The organism is Vibrio sp. B183, assembly GCF_000740665.1.
In the GTDB taxonomy this organism is placed as follows: Bacteria; Pseudomonadota; Gammaproteobacteria; order Enterobacterales; family Vibrionaceae; genus Vibrio; species Vibrio coralliilyticus.
This window is the reverse complement of sequence record NZ_JPQB01000011.1, coordinates 25,259-51,471: the sequence shown is the minus strand read 5'-3', so window position 1 is coordinate 51,471 and position 26,213 is coordinate 25,259. Positions and strand designations below refer to the sequence as shown.

The 26,213-nt window shown below is 43.8% G+C and carries 21 protein-coding genes; 13 read left to right on the top strand and 8 right to left on the bottom strand.

Features of this window, described 5'->3' with window-relative positions:
- The first annotated feature begins 2 nt into the window (after positions 1-2).
- Positions 3-833, top strand: coding sequence for a rhomboid family intramembrane serine protease GlpG (glpG, locus tag IX95_RS12715; RefSeq protein WP_038160639.1), 831 nt, complete (start codon positions 3-5; stop codon positions 831-833).
- 36 nt (positions 834-869) lie between these two features.
- Here glpG and IX95_RS12710 read toward each other — a convergent pair whose 3' ends face one another.
- Positions 870-1,277, bottom strand: a complete 408-nt coding sequence (locus IX95_RS12710; RefSeq protein WP_006957301.1) for a flagellar basal body-associated protein FliL — start codon at positions 1,275-1,277, stop codon at positions 870-872.
- A 165-nt stretch (positions 1,278-1,442) separates the two neighbouring features.
- Between IX95_RS12710 and IX95_RS12705 the strand changes: the two genes are divergently transcribed.
- Both IX95_RS12705 and ubiA read left to right on the top strand, forming a co-directional pair.
- Positions 1,443-1,982 carry a chorismate lyase gene (locus IX95_RS12705; protein WP_019274065.1) on the top strand — a complete coding sequence of 180 codons (540 nt, stop codon included), beginning with the start codon at positions 1,443-1,445 and terminating at the stop codon, positions 1,980-1,982.
- The gene (ubiA, locus tag IX95_RS12700; protein WP_019274066.1) at positions 1,983-2,837 is read left to right on the top strand and encodes a 4-hydroxybenzoate octaprenyltransferase; all 855 of its coding nucleotides are present in this window, start codon (positions 1,983-1,985) and stop codon (positions 2,835-2,837) included.
- Between the two features lie 60 nt (positions 2,838-2,897).
- On the opposite strand, the gene plsB is transcribed toward ubiA, so the two are convergent.
- Positions 2,898-5,330 (bottom strand): glycerol-3-phosphate 1-O-acyltransferase PlsB, encoded by a 2,433-nt coding sequence (plsB, locus tag IX95_RS12695; RefSeq protein ID WP_029235941.1) that lies wholly within the window; start codon positions 5,328-5,330, stop codon positions 2,898-2,900.
- Between the two features lie 203 nt (positions 5,331-5,533).
- Between plsB and IX95_RS12690 the strand changes: the two genes are divergently transcribed.
- The 4 genes from IX95_RS12690 (at position 5,534) to dinF (ending at position 9,000) form a co-directional block, all read left to right on the top strand.
- The gene (locus tag IX95_RS12690) at positions 5,534-5,896 is read left to right on the top strand and encodes a diacylglycerol kinase (RefSeq protein ID WP_021458056.1); all 363 of its coding nucleotides are present in this window, start codon (positions 5,534-5,536) and stop codon (positions 5,894-5,896) included.
- 98 nt (positions 5,897-5,994) lie between these two features.
- Positions 5,995-6,612: a transcriptional repressor LexA gene (lexA, locus tag IX95_RS12685; protein ID WP_006957296.1), complete on the top strand. Its 618-nt coding sequence runs from the start codon at positions 5,995-5,997 to the stop codon at positions 6,610-6,612.
- A 192-nt stretch (positions 6,613-6,804) separates the two neighbouring features.
- Positions 6,805-7,617 (top strand): class I SAM-dependent methyltransferase, encoded by an 813-nt coding sequence (locus IX95_RS12680; protein WP_038160635.1) that lies wholly within the window; start codon positions 6,805-6,807, stop codon positions 7,615-7,617.
- A gap of 27 nt (positions 7,618-7,644) precedes the next feature.
- Positions 7,645-9,000, top strand: a complete 1,356-nt coding sequence (dinF, locus tag IX95_RS12675; protein WP_081885434.1) for an MATE family efflux transporter DinF — start codon at positions 7,645-7,647, stop codon at positions 8,998-9,000.
- A 42-nt stretch (positions 9,001-9,042) separates the two neighbouring features.
- On the opposite strand, the gene sthA is transcribed toward dinF, so the two are convergent.
- Entirely contained in the window at positions 9,043-10,473 is a 1,431-nt protein-coding gene (sthA, locus tag IX95_RS12670) for a Si-specific NAD(P)(+) transhydrogenase (RefSeq protein ID WP_080568950.1), read from the bottom strand.
- A 253-nt stretch (positions 10,474-10,726) separates the two neighbouring features.
- Between sthA and fabR the strand changes: the two genes are divergently transcribed.
- Together fabR and IX95_RS12660 are read left to right on the top strand one after the other, a co-directional pair.
- On the top strand, positions 10,727-11,374 hold the full coding sequence (fabR, locus tag IX95_RS12665; RefSeq protein WP_006957289.1) for an HTH-type transcriptional repressor FabR: 648 nt from the start codon (positions 10,727-10,729) through the stop codon (positions 11,372-11,374).
- Positions 11,374-11,754 carry a YijD family membrane protein gene (locus IX95_RS12660; RefSeq protein WP_006957287.1) on the top strand — a complete coding sequence of 127 codons (381 nt, stop codon included), beginning with the start codon at positions 11,374-11,376 and terminating at the stop codon, positions 11,752-11,754. The genes fabR and IX95_RS12660 overlap by 1 nt, the downstream gene beginning before the upstream one ends.
- 61 nt (positions 11,755-11,815) lie before the next feature.
- On the opposite strand, the gene trmA is transcribed toward IX95_RS12660, so the two are convergent.
- On the bottom strand, positions 11,816-12,925 hold the full coding sequence (gene trmA / locus IX95_RS12655) for a tRNA (uridine(54)-C5)-methyltransferase TrmA (RefSeq protein ID WP_038160627.1): 1,110 nt from the start codon (positions 12,923-12,925) through the stop codon (positions 11,816-11,818).
- Between the two features lie 379 nt (positions 12,926-13,304).
- Here trmA and IX95_RS12650 point away from each other — a divergent pair, with 379 nt between their 5' ends.
- From IX95_RS12650 to IX95_RS12635, 4 genes are read left to right on the top strand one after another with little or no spacing between them, the layout of a single operon-like run.
- The gene (locus tag IX95_RS12650) at positions 13,305-14,711 is read left to right on the top strand and encodes a tyrosine-type recombinase/integrase (protein ID WP_038160624.1); all 1,407 of its coding nucleotides are present in this window, start codon (positions 13,305-13,307) and stop codon (positions 14,709-14,711) included.
- Positions 14,712-14,715: 4 nt separating this feature from the next.
- A complete protein-coding gene (locus tag IX95_RS12645; protein ID WP_038160622.1) occupies positions 14,716-17,184 on the top strand; it encodes a hypothetical protein in 2,469 nt (822 codons plus the stop codon).
- Between the two features lie 11 nt (positions 17,185-17,195).
- Positions 17,196-19,373, top strand: a complete 2,178-nt coding sequence (locus IX95_RS12640) for an integrase (protein WP_038160619.1) — start codon at positions 17,196-17,198, stop codon at positions 19,371-19,373.
- A 3-nt stretch (positions 19,374-19,376) separates the two neighbouring features.
- Positions 19,377-19,922: a hypothetical protein gene (locus IX95_RS12635; RefSeq protein WP_038160614.1), complete on the top strand. Its 546-nt coding sequence runs from the start codon at positions 19,377-19,379 to the stop codon at positions 19,920-19,922.
- Between the two features lie 308 nt (positions 19,923-20,230).
- Here the strand turns inward: IX95_RS12635 and IX95_RS26660 are convergent, their stop codons facing one another.
- The 4 genes from IX95_RS26660 to IX95_RS27060 form a co-directional block, all read right to left on the bottom strand.
- Positions 20,231-20,440, bottom strand: a complete 210-nt coding sequence (locus IX95_RS26660; RefSeq protein WP_234352380.1) for a hypothetical protein — start codon at positions 20,438-20,440, stop codon at positions 20,231-20,233.
- A gap of 40 nt (positions 20,441-20,480) precedes the next feature.
- Positions 20,481-20,765 (bottom strand): bacteriocin immunity protein, encoded by a 285-nt coding sequence (locus IX95_RS12625; protein ID WP_038160611.1) that lies wholly within the window; start codon positions 20,763-20,765, stop codon positions 20,481-20,483.
- 1 nt (position 20,766) lies between these two features.
- On the bottom strand, positions 20,767-23,343 hold the full coding sequence (locus tag IX95_RS12620; protein WP_038160608.1) for a T6SS effector antibacterial DNase: 2,577 nt from the start codon (positions 23,341-23,343) through the stop codon (positions 20,767-20,769).
- Positions 23,344-23,772: 429 nt separating this feature from the next.
- Positions 23,773-25,980, bottom strand: a complete 2,208-nt coding sequence (locus IX95_RS27060; protein ID WP_038160605.1) for an SEC-C metal-binding domain-containing protein — start codon at positions 25,978-25,980, stop codon at positions 23,773-23,775.
- Positions 25,981-26,213: the final 233 nt, after the last annotated feature.

The following is a 26,213-nucleotide window of genomic DNA, read 5'->3' as shown; positions in this document are numbered from 1 at the left end:
CTATGATAAGACTGATCTCGATTTCCAATCCGCGCATGGCGCAAGCGTTTATCGACTATATGGCATCACGTCATATTGATATAAAGATGATGCCGGAAGGAAGTGGTCAGTTTGCATTGTGGCTTGCCGATTCTCAGCATCAGATTGAAGCAGAAGCAGAGCTGCAACATTTTCTCGACAATCCCAGCGACGCTAAATACCAAGCTGCGTCATGGGACATGGCTGAAAGTCGAACCAGCCAGTTTAGTTATCAGTCTCCCAGTATGTTAGCGATGGTGAAGGCCAAAGCTGGTCCTGTGACGTTAGCTGTGATGTTGGTGTGTATCATCATCTTTGCCTTACAGCAGTTTGGAGCAGGCCAGGCGGTTTTCTCAGCCTTGCACTTTCCCGCGCTCGCCGGACAAGAGTGGCAGCTGTGGCGCTGGGTCAGTCATGCGGTTCTGCACTTCTCGGTCGTGCACATTGCGTTTAACTTGTTGTGGTGGTGGCAACTAGGGGGAGACATTGAGCAGCGATTGGGTGCGAAAAAACTCCTTCAGTTGTTTGTTGTGTCAGCGGCATTGTCAGGTGCAGGCCAATACTGGGTAGAAGGGGCCAACTTCGGTGGCTTATCTGGCGTAGTGTATGCGTTGGTCGGCTACTTATGGATGCTGGGATACAAAGCACCACAGCTTGGGCTCAATATGCCAAAATCTATTATAGGTTTTATGCTGGTCTGGCTGGTACTAGGGTTTGTTCAACCCTTTATGGCGATTGCCAACACGGCCCATCTGGTTGGCTTGATTTCTGGTGTCGTATTTGGCTTGGTGGATGCCAGTCGAGCAAAGAAATAAAAAAAGCGGCCGAAGCCGCTTTTTTGCAAAATGTGGTTACTGGTAGAGGTATTTGGTAAACAGCAAATCGGCAATGATCGTTCTACCTGTTTCTGGCAGCAAAATAGAGTTCAGCTGCTCAACGAGGTTTTTGCGTAAATCTTCGCGGCCCGCTAATGAAGTGATCGTATCCGAGGATTGTTTACCCAGCAGCTCAATCACTGCATCGCGGATGAGTGGTTGATGTAATTCGATGATCGCCAGATCAGTCTCATTCGCCACCATAATATCAATACGTACCTGAATGTAACCGAGCTGTTTGCCTTTGGTATAAAAATTTGTTGTCAGATCCGGCTCTAGGGTAAAGTAGGCCAACTTAGGTTCGCCGCCTTCTTCGGCGATAGATGAGAGGCTAACCAAGACGCTCAAAGCGACAAATATTTGGACTAAGTAACGTTTAATCATATTTCTGTCTTTTCTTTCTTCTAATCACGATACTCGAATCGTCTGAGTCTTGTTACAATAGAGCATCTATTTGTAATAATTATGCGTTAAGCACTCGATGGGGTGGTTAACAACTAAGATCGAAGCTTTATTGTACGACGATAAAGCTACTTATTGAATACTAGTATGAATCAATTTACTTCGCTTTATTTATCTGCTCTTCGCCAAGTCGAATGGCAAGATCCTGATAAGTTTAGCTTTCCTACACAAAATGCGAAAAATTGGTTGTTGGAACAGGGCTCATTGTCACGTTTATTAGAAGCCCACTGCCAGACATTAAGTGTAGATTTGTTGCATAACAAAGTAGTTAAAGCAGAGAAGCTCAATCCGCAGGAAATTGAGCTTCTTGCACAAGAAGAATGCTTGCTGCGCAAAGTCGTCTTGAAAGGGGATGGTAATGCTTGGGTTCTGGGCAGAACCTTAATCCCGCAATCCTCTATGGATGGTCAGCAATTCGATTTGACGCGCCAAGGCGAAATTCCGCTTGGTTTGACGGTATTTAATGCTGAGAACGTTAAACGCGATGCGCTGCAAGTGGGTTGGGCTGAAACGCCAGACGGTCAGTTCCTTGCTCGCCGTTCTCGTTTATGGATGAATCACAAACCTATGCTGGTGGCAGAGCTGTTTTTGCCAACCGCACCGATGTACTCGAAGGAGAGCGTTTAGATGACTGCGGCAAAAGCTCAGGCTTATTGGCAATTAATGCGCATGGATAAGCCGATTGGTACCTTGCTTTTGTTATGGCCGACTCTGTGGGCTCTGATTATTGCAGCGCAAGGCGTGCCTGATCTGACGGTTTTAGTCGTGTTTATTCTAGGTGTGGTGTTTATGCGCTCTGCGGGTTGCGTGATCAATGATTTCGCAGACCGCAAAGTCGATGGTCATGTCAAGCGCACCAGTCAGCGTCCTTTGCCTTCAGGAAGAGTGACGTCAAAAGAAGCGATTGGGCTTTTTATTGTCTTATCTGTCGCGTCTTTCCTGCTGGTACTGACCATGAACCCACTGACCATCAAACTCTCTTTTGCCGGCCTGTTTCTCGCTTTTATCTACCCATTCATGAAGCGCTACACCCATTTACCGCAACTATTCCTTGGGTTAGCGTTCAGTTGGTCGATTCCAATGGCTTGGGCCGCTCAGGCTAATGAATTGCCTGCGATGGTGTGGTTTATCTTTGCCATCAACGCACTTTGGACGATTGCTTACGATACTCAGTATGCCATGGTGGATCGCGATGACGACCTCAAAATTGGCATCAAGTCGACAGCCATTCTGTTTGGCCGCTTTGACAAGATGATTATTGGGGCGTTGCAGTTAGTGACGATGGCGATGCTTATTGCTGTTGGGAATTGGTATGAGTTAGGCGCCAGCTATTATTGGAGCCTGCTAATCGCGGGTGCGCTGTTTGTTTTTCAGCATCACCTGATTCGTCATCGAGAACGAGATTTGTGTTTCCGCGCTTTTCTGAATAACAACTATGTCGGGATGGTGATCGCCGCTGGATTGTTGATTGCGTTCTGGTAAGAATTTGAAAAAATAAAAAGGGCATCCAATCGGATGCCCTTTTTGTATCTTGGCTGTCGATTACGCTTCGCCGACCTGACAGATACTTTCTTTAATCGTTAGGCGAACTTCTGGGTAAAGCATAGAGTAAAGCAGCTCGGCCAGAATCTGACTTTTCTCTTTATCGCAGTTACCGTCTTTGTCCAGATACGCTTGTTGCTGCAGCGTGGTAAACATAGCGGAGAAAACCCCTTTGTCGAAGAACTCAGGCGCATTAATGCCGTGCAGTCGACCCAAACGCTGAGCGATGTCTTGGCTCTTTTGCTCAAGATCGGCTTTGCCCAATTCCGGGTTGGCGGTTAGCAGGTTAAGTGCAATCGAGTAACGTTGCAGGGTTTCCGTAATGGTGCGACCAAGCAGCATCAAGACCTGGGTGTTAGCCTGCTTGAGTGCCACATTCTGCTCTGTGTCGATAGCAACCAGACCAAGACGAGCGATCTCCTCGATGTAGGCTTCCGTGACATCACCGAGCTGTTCTTCTTCAATGCTCAGGAACAATTCCTGTTTCAGGAATGGATACACCAAAGCCACATTGGCTTTGATTTGCTCCAAGCTAAGCTGCTGATGACGGATCAGCATCTGAGCTATCAAAGATGGAATCGCGAACAGGTGAATAATGTTATTGCGGTAGTAGGTCATTAGGATCGACTGATTGCGATCCAGTGACACGATCTCGCCCATGGTGTCAGACTCGATGACAAACTTGTCCAGCGATTCTGCGTGTTTGACCAAGGCTTCCGCATCTTCGTCCGGCACCGTGAAAGTAGACGAATAAGGTACGTTCTTAAGTAGCGACAGATAACATTCGATTTGTTTGACTAGGCTGTCACGAGAAAGAGCACGTTGACGTGAAGCAAGCAGCGCAGTAGCACACAATGTCAGTGCGTTGGTCGCAGCCGCATCGTTTATGTGCGTCATCATTTTAGTCGCCAAGTCGTTAACCACTGGGTTTAGCCACTGTGGCTTGGTGCTCCCCATAGGGTCAATATCTTGTGTCCACTCTGGCGCGTTTTCATTCAGGTACTGGTTGAGTGGAATCGGCTCGCCAAAGTTCACGTAGCCTTGACCAAAATTGCGCAGTTTGCGAATCGTACGTAGCACTAGGCCAGCGTTTTCTTTTTCTTTACGTTTGCCGCGAAGTTCTTTGGCATATGTGCTCACTTCCATGACGTGTTCATAACCAATATAGACAGGCACCAGAGTGACTGGTCGGTTGAGGCCGCGCAGCATCGCCTGAATGGTCATTGCCAACATACCTGTTTTAGCCTGAAGCAGTCGGCCCGTGCGCGAACGTCCACCTTCACTGAAGTATTCAACTGAATAGCCTTTGGTGAACAGCTCCGCCAGATATTCGCGGAAAATAGTGGAATAAAGTTTATTCCCCTTAAAGCTACGGCGAATAAAGAACGCGCCTCCGCGACGGAATAGTGGCCCCGCTGGGAAAAAGTTGAGGTTAATACCTGCAGCGATATGTGGCGGTACCATGCCTTCGTGGAATAAAACGTAAGACAGAAGTAGGTAGTCCATGTGGCTACGGTGACAAGGCACATAGACGATTTCATGCCCATCTTGAGCCAACTTACGTACCGTGGACGCATTGTTAATATTCAGGCCCTGATAAATGCGATTCCACAGCCAGCTCAACAGTCGGTCGCCGTTTTTCACCAAGGAGTATGAAAAGTCTGCCGCAATCTCATCCATGATATCTTGCGCTTCTTTACGCGCTTTCTCGAGTGAGATATTTTTGGCTTTTGCTTCGTCTGCAATCGCTTTTTCAATCGCTTTGGACTTCATCAAGCGATTAAACAGCGCCTGACGGTTAGGCAAGTTTGGTCCAGATGCCGCCAGTTTCTGACGAGAAAAATGGATTCGAGCAACGCGAGCCAGCTTGTGGGCGATGGAAGCATCGGTGCCGTGAGAATCGGCCATGTAACGCAGAGATACGACAGGGCTAATCCGAACCAGACAGTCACGGCCTGATTTAAGTACCGCCATCGCTTTTTCAGGGCCATTGAGCGCTTGAAGATAAGGCGTTTGCTGGGATTCTTTGCCTGGCTTACGGCCCCAAAGGACCGTAGCCGGAATCACTTGGACATCCAGTTCACTGTCAAATTTATGCAGCTCAAGCAGCTCAGAAAATAGAGCGACGGACTCACTAGGGACATCCTGATCATTGCTCATCACGGTTTGACGTGAAGAAATAAATACATAACGTTTGAATGACTTGCCGTTGATCTCAACTGGCTCAAACGGATCAGGCAAACCAAGGCGCACGACCTGTGTTTGGAGTGTGACTAAATCAACGCTCGAACGATAAGGTAGGGCATAAATGATGGGTTTGGCTGCATCGATGTTATGATCTTCAATAGGATTTGAAGGAATCGCGGTTCCTTTTACCATCACTGACAAGGGCAGTTTTAGTAATGAACTCGATAATGATTGTCCGGAAGACATAAGGTTCTTGGCCTCAAAAAACAGATAAATCGCATAAGCGTTTTCCATTTCTTTTATTGTAGGAATGGAAAAGCGTTCAAGCTGATATTTTTAAGGCTGCAAGGATATCAGAAACTGGTCGAACCTTTTACTGGTAATTGGGCGTAAAAGCATCAATTTAGCCAAAATCAAATCATCTATTTAATTATTCAAGAGAAAAGTCTGTGCCGCAAAAATCACTTCATGGATTCAAACGTATAAGAAATGCAACCCGTTACTCATGCCAAGGCCTCAAAGCGGCGTTTAAAAATGAACCTGCATTTAGAGAAGAAATTTTCCTCGCAGCGGTTATGATTCCAACCGCACTATTGCTTGATGTTAGTCAGCTAGAACGCATCTTACTGATTGCCACTGTGGTGCTGGTATTGATTGCCGAACTGTTTAACAGTGCTATTGAAGCCGTTGTTGATCGTATTAGTGAAGAGCAGCATGAGCTGGCCGGCAGGGCGAAAGATATTGGGTCGGCGGCAGTCATGATGACCATGCTACTGACAGGTTACGTGTGGCTGGAAGTATTGTTTTTGTAGTCAAAAGTTTAACTCTATCAAAAAACCAGCAATTGGCTTTTCATTTAAACAATTACTGGATATACTCACAGTTAACTGTATAAAAAGACAGGTGACTTATGAAGCCGTTAACGCCACGCCAGCAACAAGTATTTGATCTGATCAAGAGTAAAATTGATGACACAGGTATGCCTCCTACGCGTGCTGAAATCGCCCGCGAACTGGGCTTTCGTTCTGCCAATGCCGCAGAGGAGCATTTAAAAGCTCTAGCGCGTAAGCAAGCGATTGAAATTATTCCAGGCGCATCGCGTGGAATCCGCATCTTGCTAGAAGACGCTGCCAATGATGATGGCCTGCCTTTGATTGGTCAGGTTGCGGCAGGTGAACCGATTCTGGCTCAGGAACACGTTGAAGCGCATTATCAGGTGGATCCGGCCATGTTCAAGCCTCAGGCTGATTTCTTATTGCGCGTCAACGGCGAAAGTATGAAAGACATCGGTATCATGGATGGTGATCTGCTTGCGGTGCATAAAACCCAAGACGTTCATGATGGTCAGGTGGTTGTTGCTCGTGTCGATGACGATGTCACCGTTAAGCGTTTGGAACGCAAAGGGTCAACTGTTTTACTCCATGCAGAAAACGAAGAGTTTGAACCTATTAAAGTTGACCTGTCATGTCAGCACCTAGCGATTGAAGGTCTAGCAGTCGGAATTATCCGCAATACCGACTGGATGTAATCACTGCACTGCTCACAGTGGTATTGAATGGCTTTTAACGTCAGTGAGCGTGCTTTCTGACGTTGTTTTGTCACTTCAGTCTGTGAGTTGTGGCTCGAGATTTCATATTTTAGTTGAGATCTATTCTCAATTACTTGTTTTTGTAATTGATATTCATTATCATCTTATTTCTGGTATGAAAGGAAGATGATCATGGCCGCTAAGCAAAAAGCTTCAACACATCGCTATCAAATCCCGGCCAATTTGTTGCAACCTCTCTGGCTTCGCAGCCGAGAAAGCTTGGTCGACAACGGCTTGGTTTATGACCCAATCGCGGCTAACGCGTGTCAGCGTTGCCAACTCGCACCAGAGTGCCTCTCTGGTGATATCGATCAGAAACAACTTCTTCATGCCACCCTGACTCAAATCTGTGACGATCAGGTCAATCACTTCATTTCGCGCAATCCCGACGGTTGGATAATCAATGTTGGCGCTGGCCTCGATACACGTTTCTACCGAGTTGACAATGGTCGTTGTCACTGGCTTGAACTTGATGTGACGGAAAACCTCCTTTGGCGTCAGAAACTGTTCCATAAAAGCGAACGCTACCAACATATGTGCGGCAACGTTGATGACTTGTCATGGCTGGATTATTTGCCTGTACCGGAAAAGGCACCGGTATTGATTGTCTGTGAACACGCTTTACTGGATTGCAGTGAAAAACAAGTTGGTAAGTTCATTCAGGCCCTTGGTTGGCACTTTGATTCAGCACGAGCGTGTGTGGTGCTGGCGGGGGATCTTGCGGCAAGCAAGCTTGGTCAGAAAATGGGCGCAGGCAGTTATAACCATGGTTATGCAGCACCCGGGGATGCAACACTTAATTACCTGCCATGGGCGCGATGGGCTAAGACCTTTTCTCCATTAGATAAACACTGCGGGCGTTGGAAGTTATGGCAACGCTGGCTCACCAAATTCAATTCCCTTAAGCATAGGCTTACTCCGGTAGTGGTTCAGCTTCGCTGGTAATCCGGTTACACTTTGCACTCTTCTTTTATGATGAGTGCAAACGTGCAATTACTTCAGACCCTTTCCAATAAAGCGCTACATAAGCAGGTTCTACTGCTGGCGATCCCCATGGTTCTATCGAACATAACCGTACCTTTACTCGGCTTAGTTGATGCGGCGGTTATTGGCCACCTTGAACATGCTTGGTATCTGGGCGGAGTTGCGCTTGGCAGTACCATGATCAGTGTGACTTTCTGGCTACTGGGTTTTTTGCGGATGTCGACCACTGGGCTGGCGGCGCAATCGTATGGTGCTCAAAGTGGTAAACAACTCGGCTTAGTGTTCACTCAGGGTGTCGCGATGGCCTTGGGTTTTGCATTGCTGTTTCTCCTATTTCACCAACCGATTGCCAATCTGGTATTTTCGCTGAGCAGTGCGAGTGATGAAGTCAAATTTTATGGTGAGCAGTATTTTGCCATTCGTGCTTGGAGCGCTCCTGCTGCCTTAGTTAACTTTGTCTTATTGGGCTGGTTGCTAGGGACGCAGAACGCACGTGCACCGATGTGGATGGTGATCATTGCAAACGTCACCAACATCGTTCTCGATGTGCTGTTTGTGATTGGCTTTGGCTGGAAAGTGGAAGGTGCCGCACTGGCGTCGGTGATTGCTGATTATAGTGGTATGAGCTTTGGCCTATGGTGTGTTTGGCGTACGTGGCATAAAAGCCATTTACCCTCGATTGCTTCGTTGCTGAAAGACACCACCCATGGATTAAGCCGTTTCGTAAAGCTTAACCGTGATATTTTCCTGCGGTCTTTGTGCCTGCAAGCGACCTTTACGTTTATGACGTTCCAGGGCGCAAGCTTTGGCGATGATATTGTGGCTGCCAATGCGGTATTAATGAGTTTTCTGATGATCATTTCCTACGGCATGGACGGATTTGCCTATGCGATGGAGGCGATGGTTGGTAAAGCGATAGGCGCTAAGGATAAGCAACAGCTCAGCGTGTCATTGGTGGGAACTTTCTTCTGGAGTCTGATCATCTGTTTGGGGTTAACGGCTGTGTTTGCTTTCGCCGGATCGTCCTTGATCAGTCTGATCACCGACATCCCGAAAGTGCACGATACAGCACTGATATACCTTCCTTGGTTGATGGCGATGCCTTTAGTCTCAATGTGGTGTTTCTTATTGGATGGCATATTCATTGGGGCAACGAAAGGGAGAGAAATGCGCAACAGCATGTTTTTCGCAATGTGCACTTTCTTTGGGGTATTTTTCGCCTTGGCCAGTTTCGGTAACCATGCATTGTGGCTGGCTATGTTGAATTTTATGGGGATGCGTGGTGTGACACTGGCGGTGATTTTTTATCAGCAGTGGCGCAAACGACAATTTTTGACTGCTTAACAAAAAGCCGCAGCGATGACTGCGGCTTTTTTATTGCTCGACTTAGAATAAGCGATTGAGGCCATTCAGCGCCGCTACGCGGTACGCTTCGGCCATGGTCGGATAGTTGAATGTGGTATTGACGAAGTATTCAATCGTATTGGCTTCGCCTTTTTGCTCCATAATCGCTTGTCCGATATGGATGATTTCCGCAGCACGCTCACCAAAGCAGTGAATACCAAGGATCTCTTTGGTTTCACGGTGGAAGAGAATCTTCAAGCTGCCGATGTCTTTACCTGCAATCTGAGCGCGAGCTAAGTGCTTAAACGAAGATCGGCCTACTTCATAAGGGACTTTTGCTGCCGTTAGCTCTTGCTCTGTCTTACCTACTGAACTGATTTCTGGAATGGTATAAATACCGGTCGGGATATCTTCAATCAGATTGCCATCGGCTTGGCCTTTATTGATCGCCTGTGCCACGTATCGGCCTTGGTCATAAGCGGCACTAGCTAGGCTAGGGTAGCCAATAACATCGCCGACTGCGTAAATATGGTCGACTTCTGTCTGGTAGTTGCTGTCAACGGTGAGCTGGCCACGAGAATCGGCGTTTAAACCCACAGCCGATAGGTTGAGTTTGTCGGTGTTACCCGTGCGGCCGTTGGCGTAAAGAATACAATCGGCGCGCATTTTCTTGCCTGACTCGAGATGGATAATCACGCCATCTTCGGTGCCCTCAATTTTCTCGTAAGTTTCGTCGTTGCGGATCACAACACCGCTGTTCCAGAAATGATAAGACAAGGCGTCTGATACTTCATTATCAAGGAAAGACAACAGTCGGTCTCGAGTGTTGATTAAGTCCGTTTTTACGCCCAAACCACGGAAGATTGACGCATACTCACAGCCGATCACGCCGGCACCATAAATGATGATATGACGAGGGTCATGCTTGAGACTGAGAATAGAATCGCTGTCATAGATGCGTTCATGCATAAAGTCGACATCAGCTGGCTGGTATGGGCGTGAGCCTGTTGCAATCACAAATCGATCAGCGCTGTACAGCTCCTCTGTGCCGTCTGCTTGAGTGACGGCAATAGTGTACTTGTCCGTAAAGCGTGCAGTACCGAAAATCAAAGAACATTGATTACGATCGTAGAAGCCTTGTCTCAGGCGAGTCTGCTTATCAATCACAGATTTAGCGTGGCCCAAGATATTGGAGAACGTAGAGTGTAAGCTGGTGTTGTTATGGCAAAACAGCGGGTTATTGTTGAATTCAATGATACGGCTGACCGCATGACGCAGCGCTTTAGAAGGGATGGTTCCCCAGTGGGTACAACCGCCACCGACGCTGCTCTCTTTTTCCACTATGGCGACATTGAGTCCCGCTTTGGTTAGCCCCATCGCTGCCCCTTCACCGCCAGGGCCACTACCAATAACGATCACGTCAAAGTGGTTACTTTCCGCCATAACTTTTCCTTTGTTATATTGTCTTAACATTGCTTTAGCGAGATTTTAACTGATTTCACGATAGAGCACACGGTCAGCGCACTAGAGAGTGGAAGCGATCACGCAGAATGTTTCATATCTGGTATTTGCGCGGTGATAGGTCTCTAAACCAGCGTTAAGTGATTGAAAAAGAAATCAGGCTGAGTTTAATTGTCACGCGGTAGTCAAAGGTTACGATTTTGGCTTATGTCCTTAAGGTAATCGTTGTATATTAACTGCTACTAAACCAATAAATAGAAAACAGATGAAATCCATGGGAATCCGTGCACAGCAAAAAGAAAAAACGCGTCGTTCACTAATTGATGCTGCGTTTAGCCAGCTTAGCGCTGACCGAAGCTTTTCGAACCTGAGTTTACGAGAAGTTGCCCGGGAAGCAGGGATTGCTCCAACCTCATTTTATCGCCATTTCAAAGATATGGATGAGCTGGGGTTGACCATGGTTGACGAAGGTGGCTTGCTGCTTCGTCAGTTGATGCGCCAGGCGCGACAGCGAATCGTCAAAGAGGGGAGTGTGATTCGCACTTCTATCGAGACGTTTATGGAGTTCATTGAAAGCAACCCCAATGTGTTTCGACTATTATTGCGAGAACGTTCGGGAACATCGTTTGACTTTCGTACCGCTGTGGCGAGAGAGATTCAGCATTTTGCCGCTGAACTGACCGAGTATTTGATCAGCACAGGAATGACGCGTGATGAAGCCTATACCCAGGCTGAAGCTTCCGTCACCTTAGTGTTTAGCTCAGGCGCAGAAGCACTGGATTTGAATCGACGCGAGCGAGATGAGCTTGCGGAACGATTGATTATGCAATTGCGAATGATAGCCAAAGGGGCTTTATGGTATCGCAAAGAACGTGAACGTAACCGTAACCGATTAAAAGGTGGGATTGATTAATGTCGAATGAAGTAAACCAAGTTAATCGTGGTTCTGAGAAGAAGACGCTCGTACTTGCATTGATTGCTGGTATGTGTGGAGACGCATTGTTGTCATGGCTGACAATGAGCGAAGTTTCTTTCTCTATTTTTCCACTGATTGCGCTTGTGCTGTCTGTGCAGGCGCTGTACCAAGAATATCTACGTAACCCTGTCTCCGAAGACATTCCGCTGGTTGGCCTAGCGTGTTTCTTCGTTGGCGCCTTTGGCCACTCTGCTTTTGTCAAAGCGCAGCACCCAGATGCGGGGTCTAACTTCTTTGCCATCATAGTGTCGCTATTGCTATTGCTATGGATTGGCAAGAAACTGGGTTTTATGAACCGCTCCGCTAGCGCTGAGTAGCCTGACCCCAAATATAAAAAAACGAGCTAAATGGCTCGTTTTTTTGTGTTTTCTTATCAAGCTACGCTTTGCGTTCCAGTAGGACACCCGCTTCCATATGGTGGGTATAAGGGAACTGATCAAACAGAGCAAAACGCGTGATGTTGTGTGTTTCGCTTAAAACGTCAAGATTGTCCTTGAGTGTTTCTGGGTTACAGGAGATGTAAAGGATACGTTCATAGCCCTGCACCATCTTACACGTACCGATATCCATGCCTGAGCGAGGAGGATCGACAAAAATCGTGTTGCAGTTGTAGCTCTTCAAATCGACACCCGCGTCTTTTAGGCGGCGGAATTCACGTTTGCCTTCAATAGCCTGAGTAAATTCTTCCGCGGATAGGCGTAGGATCTGAACGTTATCAATGTTATTGGCCGCAATATTGTACTGCGCAGACTCGACGGAAGGTTTTGCCAGTTCGGTTGCCAGTACTCGGTTAAAGTTCTGCGCGAGTGCCAGTGAGAAGTTACCGTTACCACAGTAAAGCTCAAGTAAATCGCCTTGGCTTTCGTTGGTACAGTCGATTGCCCACTCCAGCATCTTTTCAGCTACTTTGACGTTGGGTTGCGTAAAGCTGTTCTCGACTTGTTGGTAAACGTACGGTTGGCCATTGACGTCGAGTTTTTCAATCACGTAGTCGCGATCGAGAACAATTTTCATTTTACGTGCACGACCAATCAGGTTCAGGTTGAAGCCTTCATCGTTCAGACGTTGCTTGAGTGCTTTTGCATTCTTCGTCCACTCATCATCCAATTGACGGTGGTATAGCAGAGACACCAGAATCTCACCGCTCAGTGTCGATAGAAAATCCACTTGGAACAGTTTACGACGTAGAGAGTCGTTGTCTTTCATTGCATCAATCAGCAATGGCATCAAGTCGTTGATCAGACGGCTCGCCGCAGGGAACTGGTCAACGCGGTATTTTTCACGCGTTTCCTGATTGAACATGATGTAGTAAAGGTCTTCCCCTTCATGCCAAACACGGAACTCAGCGCGCATACGATAATGTTGCTCTGGGGACTCAAACACTTCCAGTTCTGGAACGTGGTAGGGAGCAAACATCTCATTTAGACGTTCGACCTTTTCCGCCAGTTGTTCTTGGTAGCGCTGTGGATTTACTTCAAGAGTCGCCATGTTTATTACCTTCAAGTGCTGAGTGCGTTTGTTTTAGGAGCGCAGATTTTATTCAATATCTGCGACATGTCCAGCTTTGTCACTCTCCTGTGATCAATATAGTGTGTAAACCCGTTATCAGGCATTAGTGATAAAGCGGCTGGTTATATAAAAGCACAATATTGGCTGGACAAAGGAATGATAGCTGAATAACATTTGCGCCTAGCTGGTGCTATCTAGCAGTATAGATGGCTGAAAAGGGAATCTGGTGTGAATCCAGAACTACGGTTGGGATCTTTATTAGACGACGCAAGTTAATAAGTTTTTAGTATAAAAATTAGACATAATGGATTTATTAGCTTAGTGTAGTGCTATAATTGTCTGATTATTTGGTGCTAATTTGATTGAGCAGAGTGAGGCATTTCCAGAGGACTATTGTGTTGATTACTGTCTTATGTGGATCAACACGGATAAATATCCTTCATTTACCAGTAGGGCGGCCCCTGATAGTGGAGAAATAGTCCACGAAGTAAATGACAATTCAAAACCATTTATTTATAAACTTCCGATTTTAGTTGACCCAGATGGCATTAATGTAGTGCCAGTCAATTTATACCTGCACTCTCTATTGTCAAATCCAGATATATCATCCGTTGATACAATTGAATCTCATGCAAATGCCTTATTAAGCTTCTATCGTTGGATGAGTATGGAAATCCCAGAACATACTGACAAAAGAACAGGTGTCTTGATTGAAGAGAAGCTACCATTAACAATATTTGACTGCACAGAGAAAGTAGAAGAAAGCCCAGTCGTTAGATATCGTGATTACTTATTAGAGAATCTTTATACCGAAGATGAAAATGGAAAAATCGGTGGTTCTCCAAATACGGCTTCTAGCTATGTACTAAAAGTAGTTGCTTACTACACCTATCTTCATCGCCAACGGATAGTCCCACTTAGCAAAACTTTTCGCCCATTTGAGTTTTCAGCCAAGAACGTTCGTATACAGAACAAAAATAAGAGAGCGCAACATGACATGCTCTCACATCTCAATAGTTATCGCGGCAATATTACCGTGTATACGACGGGTCTCACCAAGCCATTTAAGAACAGACAAAAGCCTCAAGATGCTGATATCCGCGAGCTACGTCCCTTGCGTGAAGATGAAAAACAAGCCTTTTACCGATATATCGATGTGGAAAATTCATCTGATACTAAGGACTTAATGTTGTACACGGCAACTGAGGTTGGGGTAAGACTTGAGGAACTGATAACTTTTCCTGCTTCTGTCGTAGAGAGGCCAAAATCTAAAGTTATGAAAGTGCCAATTGGTGAGCGCATCAATGGTTGTCTTACCAAATACAGAAAAGAGAGAACGATCGAAATTCCAGACTACGTTATGGATCTTTTGTATGAGTACAAGCTAAGTAAGGCAAGGAAGGAAGCTATTGACAGTGGGTTATTGCGTCATAATCACTTATTCGTTCAATCTAATGGCAGTATTTACGCACCAAACACAATTCAAAAGCATGTGGAAGCTGTACGCAATGATATGATTCTTAGCGGGCTTGATATTTATTTTGTTACGCATGATTTAAGAGCTACTTTTGCGACCGATTGGCTGTACAAGAGACATATTGAAACAGGTAAGCCCTTTGAGGCACTCATCTCCGAACTAGCATACTTGATGGGGCATGAGAATACAGGTACTACTCAAAAATACATTAACTATCTAAATGATGATAAAACATGGTTTGAGTTCTCTCAGCGAAAAAATCAATTTGCACAAGAAGTGTTGAAGTGAGCATATGGCAAAAAGTCGATTAGCAGCATCTAGAAATAAAAATAAACTCATTACTCAACCAAAAGCGAAAGATAACGTTACTTCATTAGATTTGAGTTTTAAACTGCATCGAAAAGAGAATGCGTATGGTTATCAATTCAATCTTCTTGATTGGTGTCATGAGCAGTGCGATCCCCAAAGGCCATTAGTAAAACCATCTCGCTTGGAAATAATGCAAAAGCTAAGGTTCTGGGTTGATCAAGAGAAAAAAAATAACAGTAGTGAAGGTTCTATATTTGCTAGGTTATCCATTTTAAAGCAGTACCTTGTTTTTTGTGACTTTAAAAAGAACTCCCCTTTTTGTCAGGCTGGATACCTTTCTTATGTTGGGAACGCTGGTGAATTGTGGCGTTTAGTTCATGAGGGGCGTGAGCAGAAAAAATATAGCTTTCAATACTATGATGGTGAAGAAGCTGGCATATTGGAATCCACTGCTTGTAGGAGAAAGATATTCCTCGATAATCTTCTTTCGGTGCTTGGTGTTGATATATCTGAGTGGCAAGCCACGCTTAAACCTTTTTCTTCTATGGAGGATGAACCATCAACACAACCTTATATATCAAGTGAGTGGTATGGATTAGTTCGGCGCACTCAACTTTTCTTTTTTTCTTTGGCAACTCAACTTATTGCTCTAAAAGAGGAGAACCCTGAAGTACTTCCCCCTCGATGCTTAGAAGGTATTGTCGTAGATAGGGCAAATAGTCGTGACATTACAATTGAGTTGGGGGGTGGTGATGTAAAAGATGGAGGTGGGAGTCCTTTTAATCAATGTATGGCCGCAGCTTACACCTTATTTGCCTACTACACCGCATTTAATGACACTCCGATCAAAGAGGTTCGTCATCCTATTAAAGTAGTAGTATCGAAGGCAGAAAATCGTACATCGAAAACAGCTCAAGTTCGCGCATATAAAGGTCGTGCAGCAAAAGACGTAAAGGCGTTGTTTTCAGGTTCAGAAGAAAACTTGCATCCCGAAGCTAGTGAAAAAAGTGCTGGGTTTATTGTTGCTAATATTAATAAACGAGACAGTGTCGGGAAAGCCGACGGCATCACATTTCTCCAGACCTTTGAATTACTCTCAAAAACGTACAGTGATGACCCGTTTGATACCTTAATATATTTTCTCAATAGCCAAGGAGAAAAAGCTAAGGTGGATATGGGGCATGCTCTATCGGCGTTATCAAGGAATTTAAATTTACTTTCTAGTGACAGAGGTGAGCTAGCCGATCACTTAGTTAAAACCTATACCGATATTGTTGAAAATCAAAAGATGACCACTTTTAACTGGGTTCAGAGAGAAGATAACTCATTGGTAATGGACAGGCAGGTCATCGAACTAGGTAAAAAAGTTGTAACACAAAGAGCAATTCCCATAGCTTACGCTGCCATCTCATGTATGACGGATGTTTCACTTCGAAACGTACTGATGCCACTTAGCTATTCAGATAAAGATACAGATGGAAATATCACGATTTCTTTTAAATATCTTGATGGCTCAAAAGGCGATTTTACTGTTGATTCTAAATACCGCCGTTTTCTTCAATTAGTTGAGCGCTATGCAGCAACGAGAAACCCGATACCTGGTATAACGCGAGTTGGTCTGAGTAATCGGCGTAGTGGTGGAACCAAACCTCCTTTTCTACTGCCTTTGGGGAAGCAAAATCATACTTACCAGTGGCCCGAAGGAAAGGTGCCTATAAGCTCATATTTGTTGAATTTGTGCGGTATAGACCATGGAGACTACTTTTTAAATATAAATTCAAGTCGAATTCGAGTTACTCACTCTGACTTAGAATACAAACCAGAAGAGCGTGGGTTGACTGCTCAAAAGATTTTGCAGCACAGCATTGAAACGGCTGATAGGCGATACCGAAATGGGCATCCTGTTTCAAATAGTAAGCAAACATCGCAAGGAATGATGGTGCTAAGTCACATCGCTGCGGGAAAGACACGCAATGAAGCTATAGAAACAGTTGAGAAAGAGCTAAAAATTCCTGTCTTAGAATACGAAATTTGGAAAAAACGCAACCGACCCACTAACCCTAACGGTGTTGATTGTGACGGTCAAATTGATCTGAGTTCAGAAAAAGATTGGCATTATGCGGCGCGTAAATTTGCAGAAGAAAAGGGGATTATTGAAGAAGGGCAGGATATCACCTGTTATCAATACGATCTTTGCCCCTTTTGCAAAAGCGCCAAGCTTGTTGATGATCCCTACGCTATTTATAAATTGCTGAGTTTTCTCGATGCGCTAAGTGAAGGTATTGATCAATATCCAGAACGAGCGTCCATCATCCAATCGAAGATAGAACGCTTTCAAGCCCATCTTGATGACGTACCATTAGAAACAATTGAACAAGCTGAAGATTTGCTAGAAGAAAAAGGGCGTTATTTACTTTTTAACTCATTATCTTCTGTTACCCAATACCTATAAGGAACATACTTATGTTGTCTTTTGAAAATTCGCAAGATTTAGAATTAACTTTAGATGCCATGCGTTCCATTGGTGGTCAAAAAGATTATTTGCAGCAAGTGCTTTTCCCTGCGCTACTGCGAGGTAATTGGGAAGAGTTGGACAAAATGGTGGTCTATCAAGATGAGAGAAAGACAATCTTGTTTGGGGAAGATGCTTGGATGTTGGCACAGTCTGCTTATAAAGGAAAAAATAAGTCAAATATTTACTTTAATATAAAGTTAGAACAAGGTAATAACGTCATTGTACTTCGTCAAAATGAACGTCATTTAGTTAATCAAGTGAAGTGTGTCGCTGTAGCGGATATGTGGTTTTCAGGTCAACATATTGAGTTAAGTTCTCTCAAAAGCAAGATAGATCGTTTGCGAAATTGTATTGTTAAACTGTTTAATCGTGGCATTACGTCTTTTGAAGAGTTAAACCAAAAGCATCTAGAAACTTTGGTTGAAGATGGATTATTTGATATGTCTAACCCCCAAGTGTTTACTGGGTTAAATTATCTTCCCGCTTTAAAAGGTTTGTTGCCCTTTGCTGTTAATTTTAATCGCCTAACGCATAAAATGTTTAACGCAAGACCTGATGACACTGAAGGAACATTGGTTATCCCTCCGCGGATATATTTTGCGGCATTAACGGAGTATAGCGAAGGGATTGCAAAAGCCTATGGATTAAGAGATGAAATCGAACAAGCGGTTGAGCAGATGTTTTCCTTTTATAAATATGAAGAAAAAAGGAGACTTTCAGATATAAGAAATGGAAAGAGATATAAACCTATAAAGGGTTATGAGAAAAACTGGTCGCGATTCACTCAAGCATTAGAAAGCGAGGGAGTTGCTTTAGTCGATAAAGGCAAAAATCCACGATGGATGGAAATATTCACCTCTCTTAAAACTCGTATTCTTTTAAAAGATTCACAATTTCACCGTTTTAATGTGTACATCGGTGATACTTTTTATGACTGGGGTAAATTTAGACGGTATTTAGTTAGCCTTAGTGCAAAGGCCTCGTGGTTATGTCTGGCGTTATCAGGGATGAGGATAGATGAGTTGTATCGAATTAGTCCTGTATATGGAGCGCAAGAAAAGAAGTTTGATAAAAATGGCGATGAGTCAGATACAGGCAAGGAACAAATTTACTTTCTAACAACACGCCAATCAAAAATTACACTCAACAGTCAAACCAAAAATGATGTTTTTGTTACCACTGAAACTGGTTGGAAAGCCTTTCATGTGTTAAATGCCATTCATACACCTTATCGAAACAGGTTTGCTGAGAATGACAGTCATCGAATGTTCGCAAACTTGCAAAAGGTTACCTATTTCAAGTCTGTAGGAAAGTCTGCGTTGAGTAAAGGTGTCGTAAATAATTTTAATAAAAACAACGTTGATTCTATTCTGACATTAGATGATATGGGCTATTTACAAACATCAGATCCAACCCAGACATCTTTTAAACAAGGTGACAAATTTCACTTTACGTGTCATCAGTTGCGACGTTCACTTGCATATTACCTCATTGGCTATGAGTTGTGTTCTTTCCCGGCTTTGAAGCAACAGTTGTCGCATTTGTCGATGGCGATGACACGCTGGTATGCTCGAAACGCCTTTTCATTTGAAAAAATTTACAGCGAAATTCAAAAAGAGCGGATCACGCAACAGGCTGAGATTTTTGCTCGTATATATCAAAAAATGGCAAACCGTGAACGTATTGCCGGAGGCAAAGGTCAAGCAATCAGTCGTGAAGGTGAAAGCTATTTTGAAGATGGAATAAATAAACGCAAGTTGTCAACGGAGTACTGGATAGATCTGTTGACCAATGGTAAAGCTCATTTACACGCTGTTGCTCCTGGTATGTATTGCACCAACACCCAATGCTCAATGCGTATAAATATTGATTTAACTGAGTGTGTTGACTGTGAATATGACTTTATTGAAAATGCTGTTTACGCTGAAGTATCACGCATGGATGCGATGAGAAATATTGAGTTTTTAAAAGAAAACAATGAGTTAAATTCAAGTGCTGCAACCAAATACTATATGCAAGTAAAAGCTGCTGAAGAAATAATGGATGATTTAGAGTTCGAGCATGATAAGTATGAATTTGCAGAAGATGTGTTGAGTTTGGTTATACCAACAAAAACGGTAGTGTAAGATATGACAGATGAAACTGAATTAAGCCCGACCGAGAGGCAGTTAAGAGACGCATTAGCACGCCTTGTTGCCAAAAGGCCAACCCACAGGGAATTAAAACAGAAACTTAAAGCCAATAAGTTGAAAATTACTGTTTCAAATGTCGAGAAGGAAGCTGGATTATCGAATGGTGTAGTTAAACCTGAACGTTATCCAAAACTAAAGGAAGATATTCTGAGCGCTGAAGCTGCTCGTAAATATGGTCCTGTAAAAGGTGTGTTTGATGATGACATCCGTAGGCATCCTTTATACATTAAAGCTAAAAATGATCTAGATAAAGCTAAGGTTGAAATAAAAATGCTCAAGGCAGAATTAACGTCGAAAAACTCAAAGTTAGAGAGCTATAAAGAGCGTATAAAAGAGCAAGCAGTAAGAATGCATCAAATGAATGTTGCCATGTGGGGGCAGATTCCTGATGAAAAAAAACATGTTGAGTTGATGATTGATGTTCAAGATATGGGAATGAACAGTAACGTTTTAGACTTTAAAACGCGTGAAAAACTAGATTAGTTGTCAGAAGACAATATAGTTTGAACGAGTCCAATAAAGTCTGATCATTTACAATAAAGTTTGTCACTTTTCCTCTGTCAGTTCACTTGGCAGAGGTGTTGCGAACCGACTATAGCAAACACGCCTTTGCCCCATTATAAGACAGAGTAAATACTCATTCATATCCTGTTAATTGGTTTTATCCTTACTAAAAGTAATCCATTCTTCTAATGCTATTGTTGTCAATCCTCGTGTTGTATTACGGGGGCTCTTAAGTTATCAACATCGTACACAGAACCACCATGTTGTATTTATTCAACATGGTGCATTTAGAAAGAACGTCTTCCCTCAACGGTATCCTTAAACCTTGCTCGAGGAGCTTTGCCATCCATCATCCGTTTAAGGTTCGCAGGTATAAATTGACTTGAATCGGGAGTTTGCCAACTTGCTTCACCGTTTTCTTCTGGCGTCCAATTGATGGTTGGTACGTTATCTTCAATCGCAATGGACAAAATATTGAGTTCACCGAGAGCAACCATAAGGTTCTGACACAAGAGGATTTTGAGCGGCTTTTACTTTTTACTCTTTGAAGCAAGGTTCTCCTTGCTTAGCGCACCACTCTTTTATTTCTAAAATAACACCGTCAGGAGAGTCCTCTCTATCTGGGGAAGGGTGGAAGATCAAAGCATTACCATCAGGGTGAGATACTAACTCTGAAAAATGAGCGGATAGATTTGATATATGCAAGTCATAAGCTTCATCATCTAAATCGTTAGTGTCGGTGTCTTCAAAAAATTCTTCTAAGAAGCGATAGAATTCCGCCTCGGTGTAGTCTTGTAAGGCATCTTTAATTACAAGCTTCATATTATTGATCCTTATGTATGCTGATATGTCGTTTCGGGGTAAGGACACATAAATTATCTACATGGAATACTTCTCCACCATGCTGTACCTCTTCTTTGTGGTGTAACTCATACCTTTGCCTCCCTCCAACTTGTTCACTTGGTTGCGAAAAAGGAGAGCGGCCTCTCTTGATCAAACGTTGATTCGCACGGCTGAACTGGTTGATTAAAGTTTGGTCTTCACCAACGGCGTACCAAAATCCCTCTCTAAATGCATCAAAGCTACTGAACTCTCTTCCTCTTAGCTTATCAGCAATTTGGGAGGGTATTGGAGCACCAAAATCTTTACCCGCATCAGCTAACCAGATACCAAAGATATCTTCGCCCTTACCAGTAACAACTCCGGGCTTATCTCTCGGGCTTTCTTTGTAAACCACATAGAGCGGTGCAATGCCTGAGCTTTCAGGGAATACCAAGATCGCATCGCGCCAGTCTTTCTCTTCTGGCGCAGGCGTAACGGTGACGTTTGCATCACTATCCGAGTGAATTGGCGTGACAAGTATATCGTCTTTTTCAAACCCATCACTATGATCGGGGGTAGTTTGCCAACTTGCTTCACCGTTTTCTTCTGGTGTCCAATAGATGGTTGGTCCGTTCTCTTCAATCACAACGGACAGCTGGCCATTGATCCCTTGTTTCACGTATTTGATAGGGATGCGGGTATCGTCTATGTGATAGCCCTGCACATGCGGGTAAAACTCCCCATCTTGGGGCTCGGTAATGTGGACACGAACGCGGCTTTGCGCTGTGGTCACTTGGCGTAAATCTTGGTCTGTGTATTGGGTGTTATCGCCAAACAAGCTTTGCTGCATGGCAAACAAAGCGCCAATGCCTTCTACTTGCCAGCGGTAGCCCTCAACGATTTTATCTTTCAATGTACCTGACAGTTTATCCAACTGCATCGCCGCGGTTTGGGTTTGTTGCGTTTGCTCTGGTGAGCCCGCGACAGCTGCGGAACTTCCCATGGCCATTTGTGCTTGTGTTGCTTGAATGGCAGGCATGAAAGCAGCTGGGGTCGCATTTGCTTGCGCAAAGAAGAATGACCAAGGGCCGAAGTTACTGATTGACTCTTGTTGGTCACCAATTTCAATACACCCTTCTGGCCTGGTGCAGGATTTAGCGAACACGAGCGAGCTTGTGGCGTCTTTTAAGTTAAGAATAGCTACGTCGCCTTCGACGAAATCAGCGGCGTTGATGGCTCGGTATTTGGTCAACCCAAGCAATGTATCGCTGTGTTGGTAATGACTGTTGCGGATGTTGTTGTAGGTTTGCGGGTGCAGAGGCGGAAAAGTGTTCTTTTTGTCCGGTGCTTGTTGTTGCTGTGCTTCTGCAACAACTATTTCATCACCAATTGCGAGTGATAGAGGGTCGGCCTCAAACACAGGGTTAAGCGAGAGCAAGGCTTTAGCACCCATACCATACCGTTCAGCTATGCTCTGCCAGTTTTCCCCTGCAACTACGATGTGCGTCGCTGCGGTCTGTTCGGCTTCGGTCTCATCGTCGATATTGTCTGAGCGTGCCTCTTCCGGCTGTTTGACCGCATCAAACAGTGCGGGGATATCCAACTTTATCCCGTTTTCGCTCAGCCAATCTTCACTGAGATTATCGAGCTCTTCACGCGTGATTTGGCGATCAAGGTAAACGATGTATTGGTTCTCAAGGACTTGGTTGGCCAACTTCCAATACACCAATATAGCGCTTTGGTCTTTGGTAAAACCGCGCTCGTCATTGAGCGTCTCTTGTGTCGATCGCGTAGCGTAAAACGCCCATTTTTCTTGTCCGAGAATTTTGTACTCTTGGACCAGTTCACCATCATTAAAGTGGTAGTAATAGCCCTCTGTCGGCAAGCCTAAACGTTCGCCCAATAGCACAGCAGGGACAACAGGTATAAAACCTTCCTCAGTTTTATGGCTGCCAGCTTTTTGTAGTGTGATGGCTTCAAGTGGCGTCAGCCCGAGATTGTCATCAGCTATGTGAATATTTAAACGCTTTGGCTCATCAAATACACATAACGTTGTGTAGCGGGTGCCTTGCTCGGTATTGGTTTGTTCCCAGCGAGTTACCGCGTTCTCTTTTTCAGTTTTCGCTAAAGCAAAGTCACTGTGCACCATTTTCTTTATGGTGGCATCCGAGCAGCCAACTTCGAAGCTGTACTCAAATTCCTTGCTGATTTCCTCTTCACTTTCGACTGCGATTGGCTGCGGCGTATACGCTTGTTCGAGTATCGCGGTATCTCCAATACGCGCACTGTACCCTCCCGTTGCTCTGGGGATTTTCGTTTTTGCTAACAACTCCTCAGCCGCATTATCCGAAAATGCAGAGATAACCTCAGAGTTCAGCCGCCATGTTTTAGGACCAATTGGGTCGTTGTAACTCAGAAGTGCGGGAGTTTGAGGTGTATCACTCACGAGTACGAGCTTACCCTCGTGGAGGTGTTGTTTTAGCTGCTCAAAGGTAAGATGAGCAGGAATGGCAGAGGCGATATCTGCTTCCGCGAGGTTGTGGAAGTTGCCCTCTATCAACCCGAATTCATGGGACATTACTTCCGACAGTGGAAGGGTTTTATACGACACACAAATACCTAAAGTAAATACTAATTATCACGACAATAAGCAGTAAGCGTGCCATTAACTTTCTTCTGCAAAATCAGCTAGGTAGGATGATAGTAGTATACGCCGATACAATTATTTGGTTATCGAGCCAAAAAGTTGGATATAAATCCAAGAAGTTGGTCGGTGTTGGCTGTGGCCTTTGTGTACGGAACCTGTTTAGTTGAAGCGATACATATGGTGTTTTTGCCCGTGAATACATTCGTATGTGGACACGTTGTGGATGTAATAGTTCTAAGAAGGTTTTGCCCCAAAATGGGTTTTAAATACTATTTTAATCAATAAGCAATTCTAATACGAACAAGCCTCGCGATGAATGCGAGGCTCACAAGCGACTGGATTTTTACCACTAAATCAGAATTATGGTATACAGCATCGTTTATATTTCTTACCACTGCCGCATGGGCAAGGTTCGTTTCTTCCAACTTTTTTACCTTCTATCTGCGGCTGCTTACCAAAGGAAATTTTTCTTACGTCTTCTATGTGATGCTCTGGTGAAATAGGCTTAAGATCCGCAACTAAACTATCCATCTCATCTGATTGGCTCCACTTGCTTTCGTGGTATGAAGCAAATCGGAACTTATCTTTAGTTGGGCTAAAACAACATCCAACCCAAGATTCTGCTTTGCATGTATATTTTCGTTTCTCACAATGTGTAACCAGTCTCTTATAGGCAGTATCATTGTCATCTTCATTACAATGGACAGTTAAGCCAGTTTTTTCCTCTAACAAGGGAAGAGATATATCATGGTGCTGATGATCTTTTTTAAATTGAGTAATCATCTTTGAAATTGCTTTATTGAGTAGATCGATACTATTACCACTCATAGATAGAAGGTGTAATCCTAGCTTCTGAAGACAATAATCTGGCGAAAACTCAATATCATCGATAATCCTTCCAACATGAGACTTTCTAGGAACTGTGAGAAAACCTTCAGGAGTTTTGGGGCCATCATGACCATCTCTTCTGGCTAACATAGCTAATTCAAGATCTGTGGAAATATCATCGTCAAGCATAACTAGCGTTGGATCTTCCTCAAAGTATAAGTTTTGTTTGATGTAAGTTGAAAGAATTACTAGTTCATGATTAGAAAGAATTGAATCACCATAGTCACTCCGTTTATTAAGATAGTCGATGACCCAAAGAGGAGATGGTAACATTTCTGTAATCATATCCATTAAAAACACATCCATTACATAAGGGTGTTTTATTACATTGGTTGTTTTATATTTCAAAAAGTGCCGAGCTTGGGCAGCAAGAGCTGGGAAGTGATCTGATACGATACAAACAGGAAATATCGTCTTGAAATCTGATTGAATATTAACTTCGTTGCCAAATTCGTCTTTGAAAATATAACCTTCTTTTTGCAACAGTTGGCTACACAAGTCAGCTTGGTCATAGGCATCTTGAATCGCTTTCTTAAAATCACCTTCAAGCTGCTGACTGTTACCTTTACGAGCTTCAATAGTGAGCTTCTTGGACTTGGCTTGTACTACTATCGCGAAACGACCAAATGTGACTAAAACGTCAATTTCGCCAGCTTTGCCTTTACCATCGAAGATATCGATATTGGTTAATACATTCTCTTTACCAAATACTAATGCTAGGCGTTCAGCGGTAAAATCCTCAGTAAAAGCACCTCTGTGTTTGCTTGCAATAGACTTGTAAGCTTTGTCTTCGTTAAACCAAAAGAATGGGCTTTCATAAAGAGCCTCCCATAAACTGTAGGCTTGAAAACTGACGAAGGTGTCTTCACCAATTTTTATTATAGGGAACGCATTCTTATGATTAAAATCATCCACAGATTTAAAGCATTTCATTCCTTCTTCGGGCTTGGCTGATAAAGCTGCGATCACAGCCTCGACAACCTCTTCGCCTAAACCACTTCGTATTACAACTTCAGAGATAGTAAAAATGAACATAGGTAGGTGGTATGGCAATGGCCAGCTTTTTGCTGAAGAGGCTAACTGATTGGCTTTTTCTAGTTGAATTTGCTCTATAGCCGAAATAACATCAACTGCTTGAGGGATTTTGAACCCTTTGTTTGCCTCAACCCAATCCTCATCAAGAGAATATCTACGCTTGGCTAAATCTCTATATTGATGTTTAAAAACCCCATCCCCTCCGTAAAAAATAGCTTCTCGCATAAAGTGATTTTTATCTCTGTTTGGGGCTAGTTCTCGCATGAACTCACCAAAATTAGGGATATCATCACCATCCTTGGAACCAAATTTTTCAGACAAGGCAGCAAAATCTAGTGGTGGATAAAAGCTATGATGTAATTCATCGAGAAGATGCCAGACATGTTCCGCTCTTTCTTTTAATTCATCTAAGCTCAGTTGCTGATCGCTGAATCCGCTTTTACAAGCTAAACCAATGAGTGTTGAAAGCTCAGTTCTGGATAAGCGAGTTCTATCAAATGCCTGTGCGAAGGCTTCAGCGTCCAACTTTTCACCAGAAAAATGAATAAAAGTGTCTTTCCAACAGAAAAAAGCAATAACTTCCCAGAAACCTTCTTGGGCAGCAATTACCTCTAGTTCATCAAAAATTTCTTGCTCAGTTCTCATAGTGTTCCGTGATGTGTGTGGGTACTTATACTCAATTTAACACATACTTAAGCATGGCAATTAGAAGATGACCCTGTTTTTCATTAGTTATTTTTATCAATAGCCACGGTATTACGGCAATGATACAAACTCGTTTCTGTCCAAAACCTTCACATGCGGCACTCTGGGTCACCTTTGACCCCATAGTGCGCCAGAGCGGAATTTGATTTCTATTTCCTAAATTTGACTTATTT

Excerpts from the sequence above, each read along its gene's own strand:
- IX95_RS12705 (WP_019274065.1), top strand. The coding sequence starts at position 1,443 with ATGAATCAATTTACTTCGCTTTATTTATCTGCTCTTCGCCAAGTCGAA.
- lexA (WP_006957296.1), top strand. The coding sequence starts at position 5,995 with ATGAAGCCGTTAACGCCACGCCAGCAACAAGTATTTGATCTGATCAAG.
- IX95_RS26660 (WP_234352380.1), bottom strand. The coding sequence starts at position 20,440 with ATGGTTGCTCTCGGTGAACTCAATATTTTGTCCATTGCGATTGAAGAT.
- IX95_RS12640 (WP_038160619.1), top strand. The coding sequence starts at position 17,196 with ATGTTGTCTTTTGAAAATTCGCAAGATTTAGAATTAACTTTAGATGCC.
- IX95_RS27060 (WP_038160605.1), bottom strand. The coding sequence starts at position 25,980 with ATGAGAACTGAGCAAGAAATTTTTGATGAACTAGAGGTAATTGCTGCC.
- IX95_RS12645 (WP_038160622.1), top strand. The coding sequence starts at position 14,716 with ATGGCAAAAAGTCGATTAGCAGCATCTAGAAATAAAAATAAACTCATT.
- IX95_RS12635 (WP_038160614.1), top strand. The coding sequence starts at position 19,377 with ATGACAGATGAAACTGAATTAAGCCCGACCGAGAGGCAGTTAAGAGAC.
- IX95_RS12710 (WP_006957301.1), bottom strand. The coding sequence starts at position 1,277 with ATGATTAAACGTTACTTAGTCCAAATATTTGTCGCTTTGAGCGTCTTG.
- glpG (WP_038160639.1), top strand. The coding sequence starts at position 3 with ATGATAAGACTGATCTCGATTTCCAATCCGCGCATGGCGCAAGCGTTT.
- IX95_RS12680 (WP_038160635.1), top strand. The coding sequence starts at position 6,805 with ATGGCCGCTAAGCAAAAAGCTTCAACACATCGCTATCAAATCCCGGCC.
- sthA (WP_080568950.1), bottom strand. The coding sequence starts at position 10,473 with ATGTTAAGACAATATAACAAAGGAAAAGTTATGGCGGAAAGTAACCAC.
- IX95_RS12625 (WP_038160611.1), bottom strand. The coding sequence starts at position 20,765 with ATGAAGCTTGTAATTAAAGATGCCTTACAAGACTACACCGAGGCGGAA.
- IX95_RS12660 (WP_006957287.1), top strand. The coding sequence starts at position 11,374 with ATGTCGAATGAAGTAAACCAAGTTAATCGTGGTTCTGAGAAGAAGACG.
- ubiA (WP_019274066.1), top strand. The coding sequence starts at position 1,983 with ATGACTGCGGCAAAAGCTCAGGCTTATTGGCAATTAATGCGCATGGAT.
- IX95_RS12620 (WP_038160608.1), bottom strand. The coding sequence starts at position 23,343 with ATGTCCCATGAATTCGGGTTGATAGAGGGCAACTTCCACAACCTCGCG.
- plsB (WP_029235941.1), bottom strand. The coding sequence starts at position 5,330 with ATGTCTTCCGGACAATCATTATCGAGTTCATTACTAAAACTGCCCTTG.
- fabR (WP_006957289.1), top strand. The coding sequence starts at position 10,727 with ATGAAATCCATGGGAATCCGTGCACAGCAAAAAGAAAAAACGCGTCGT.
- trmA (WP_038160627.1), bottom strand. The coding sequence starts at position 12,925 with ATGGCGACTCTTGAAGTAAATCCACAGCGCTACCAAGAACAACTGGCG.
- dinF (WP_081885434.1), top strand. The coding sequence starts at position 7,645 with ATGATGAGTGCAAACGTGCAATTACTTCAGACCCTTTCCAATAAAGCG.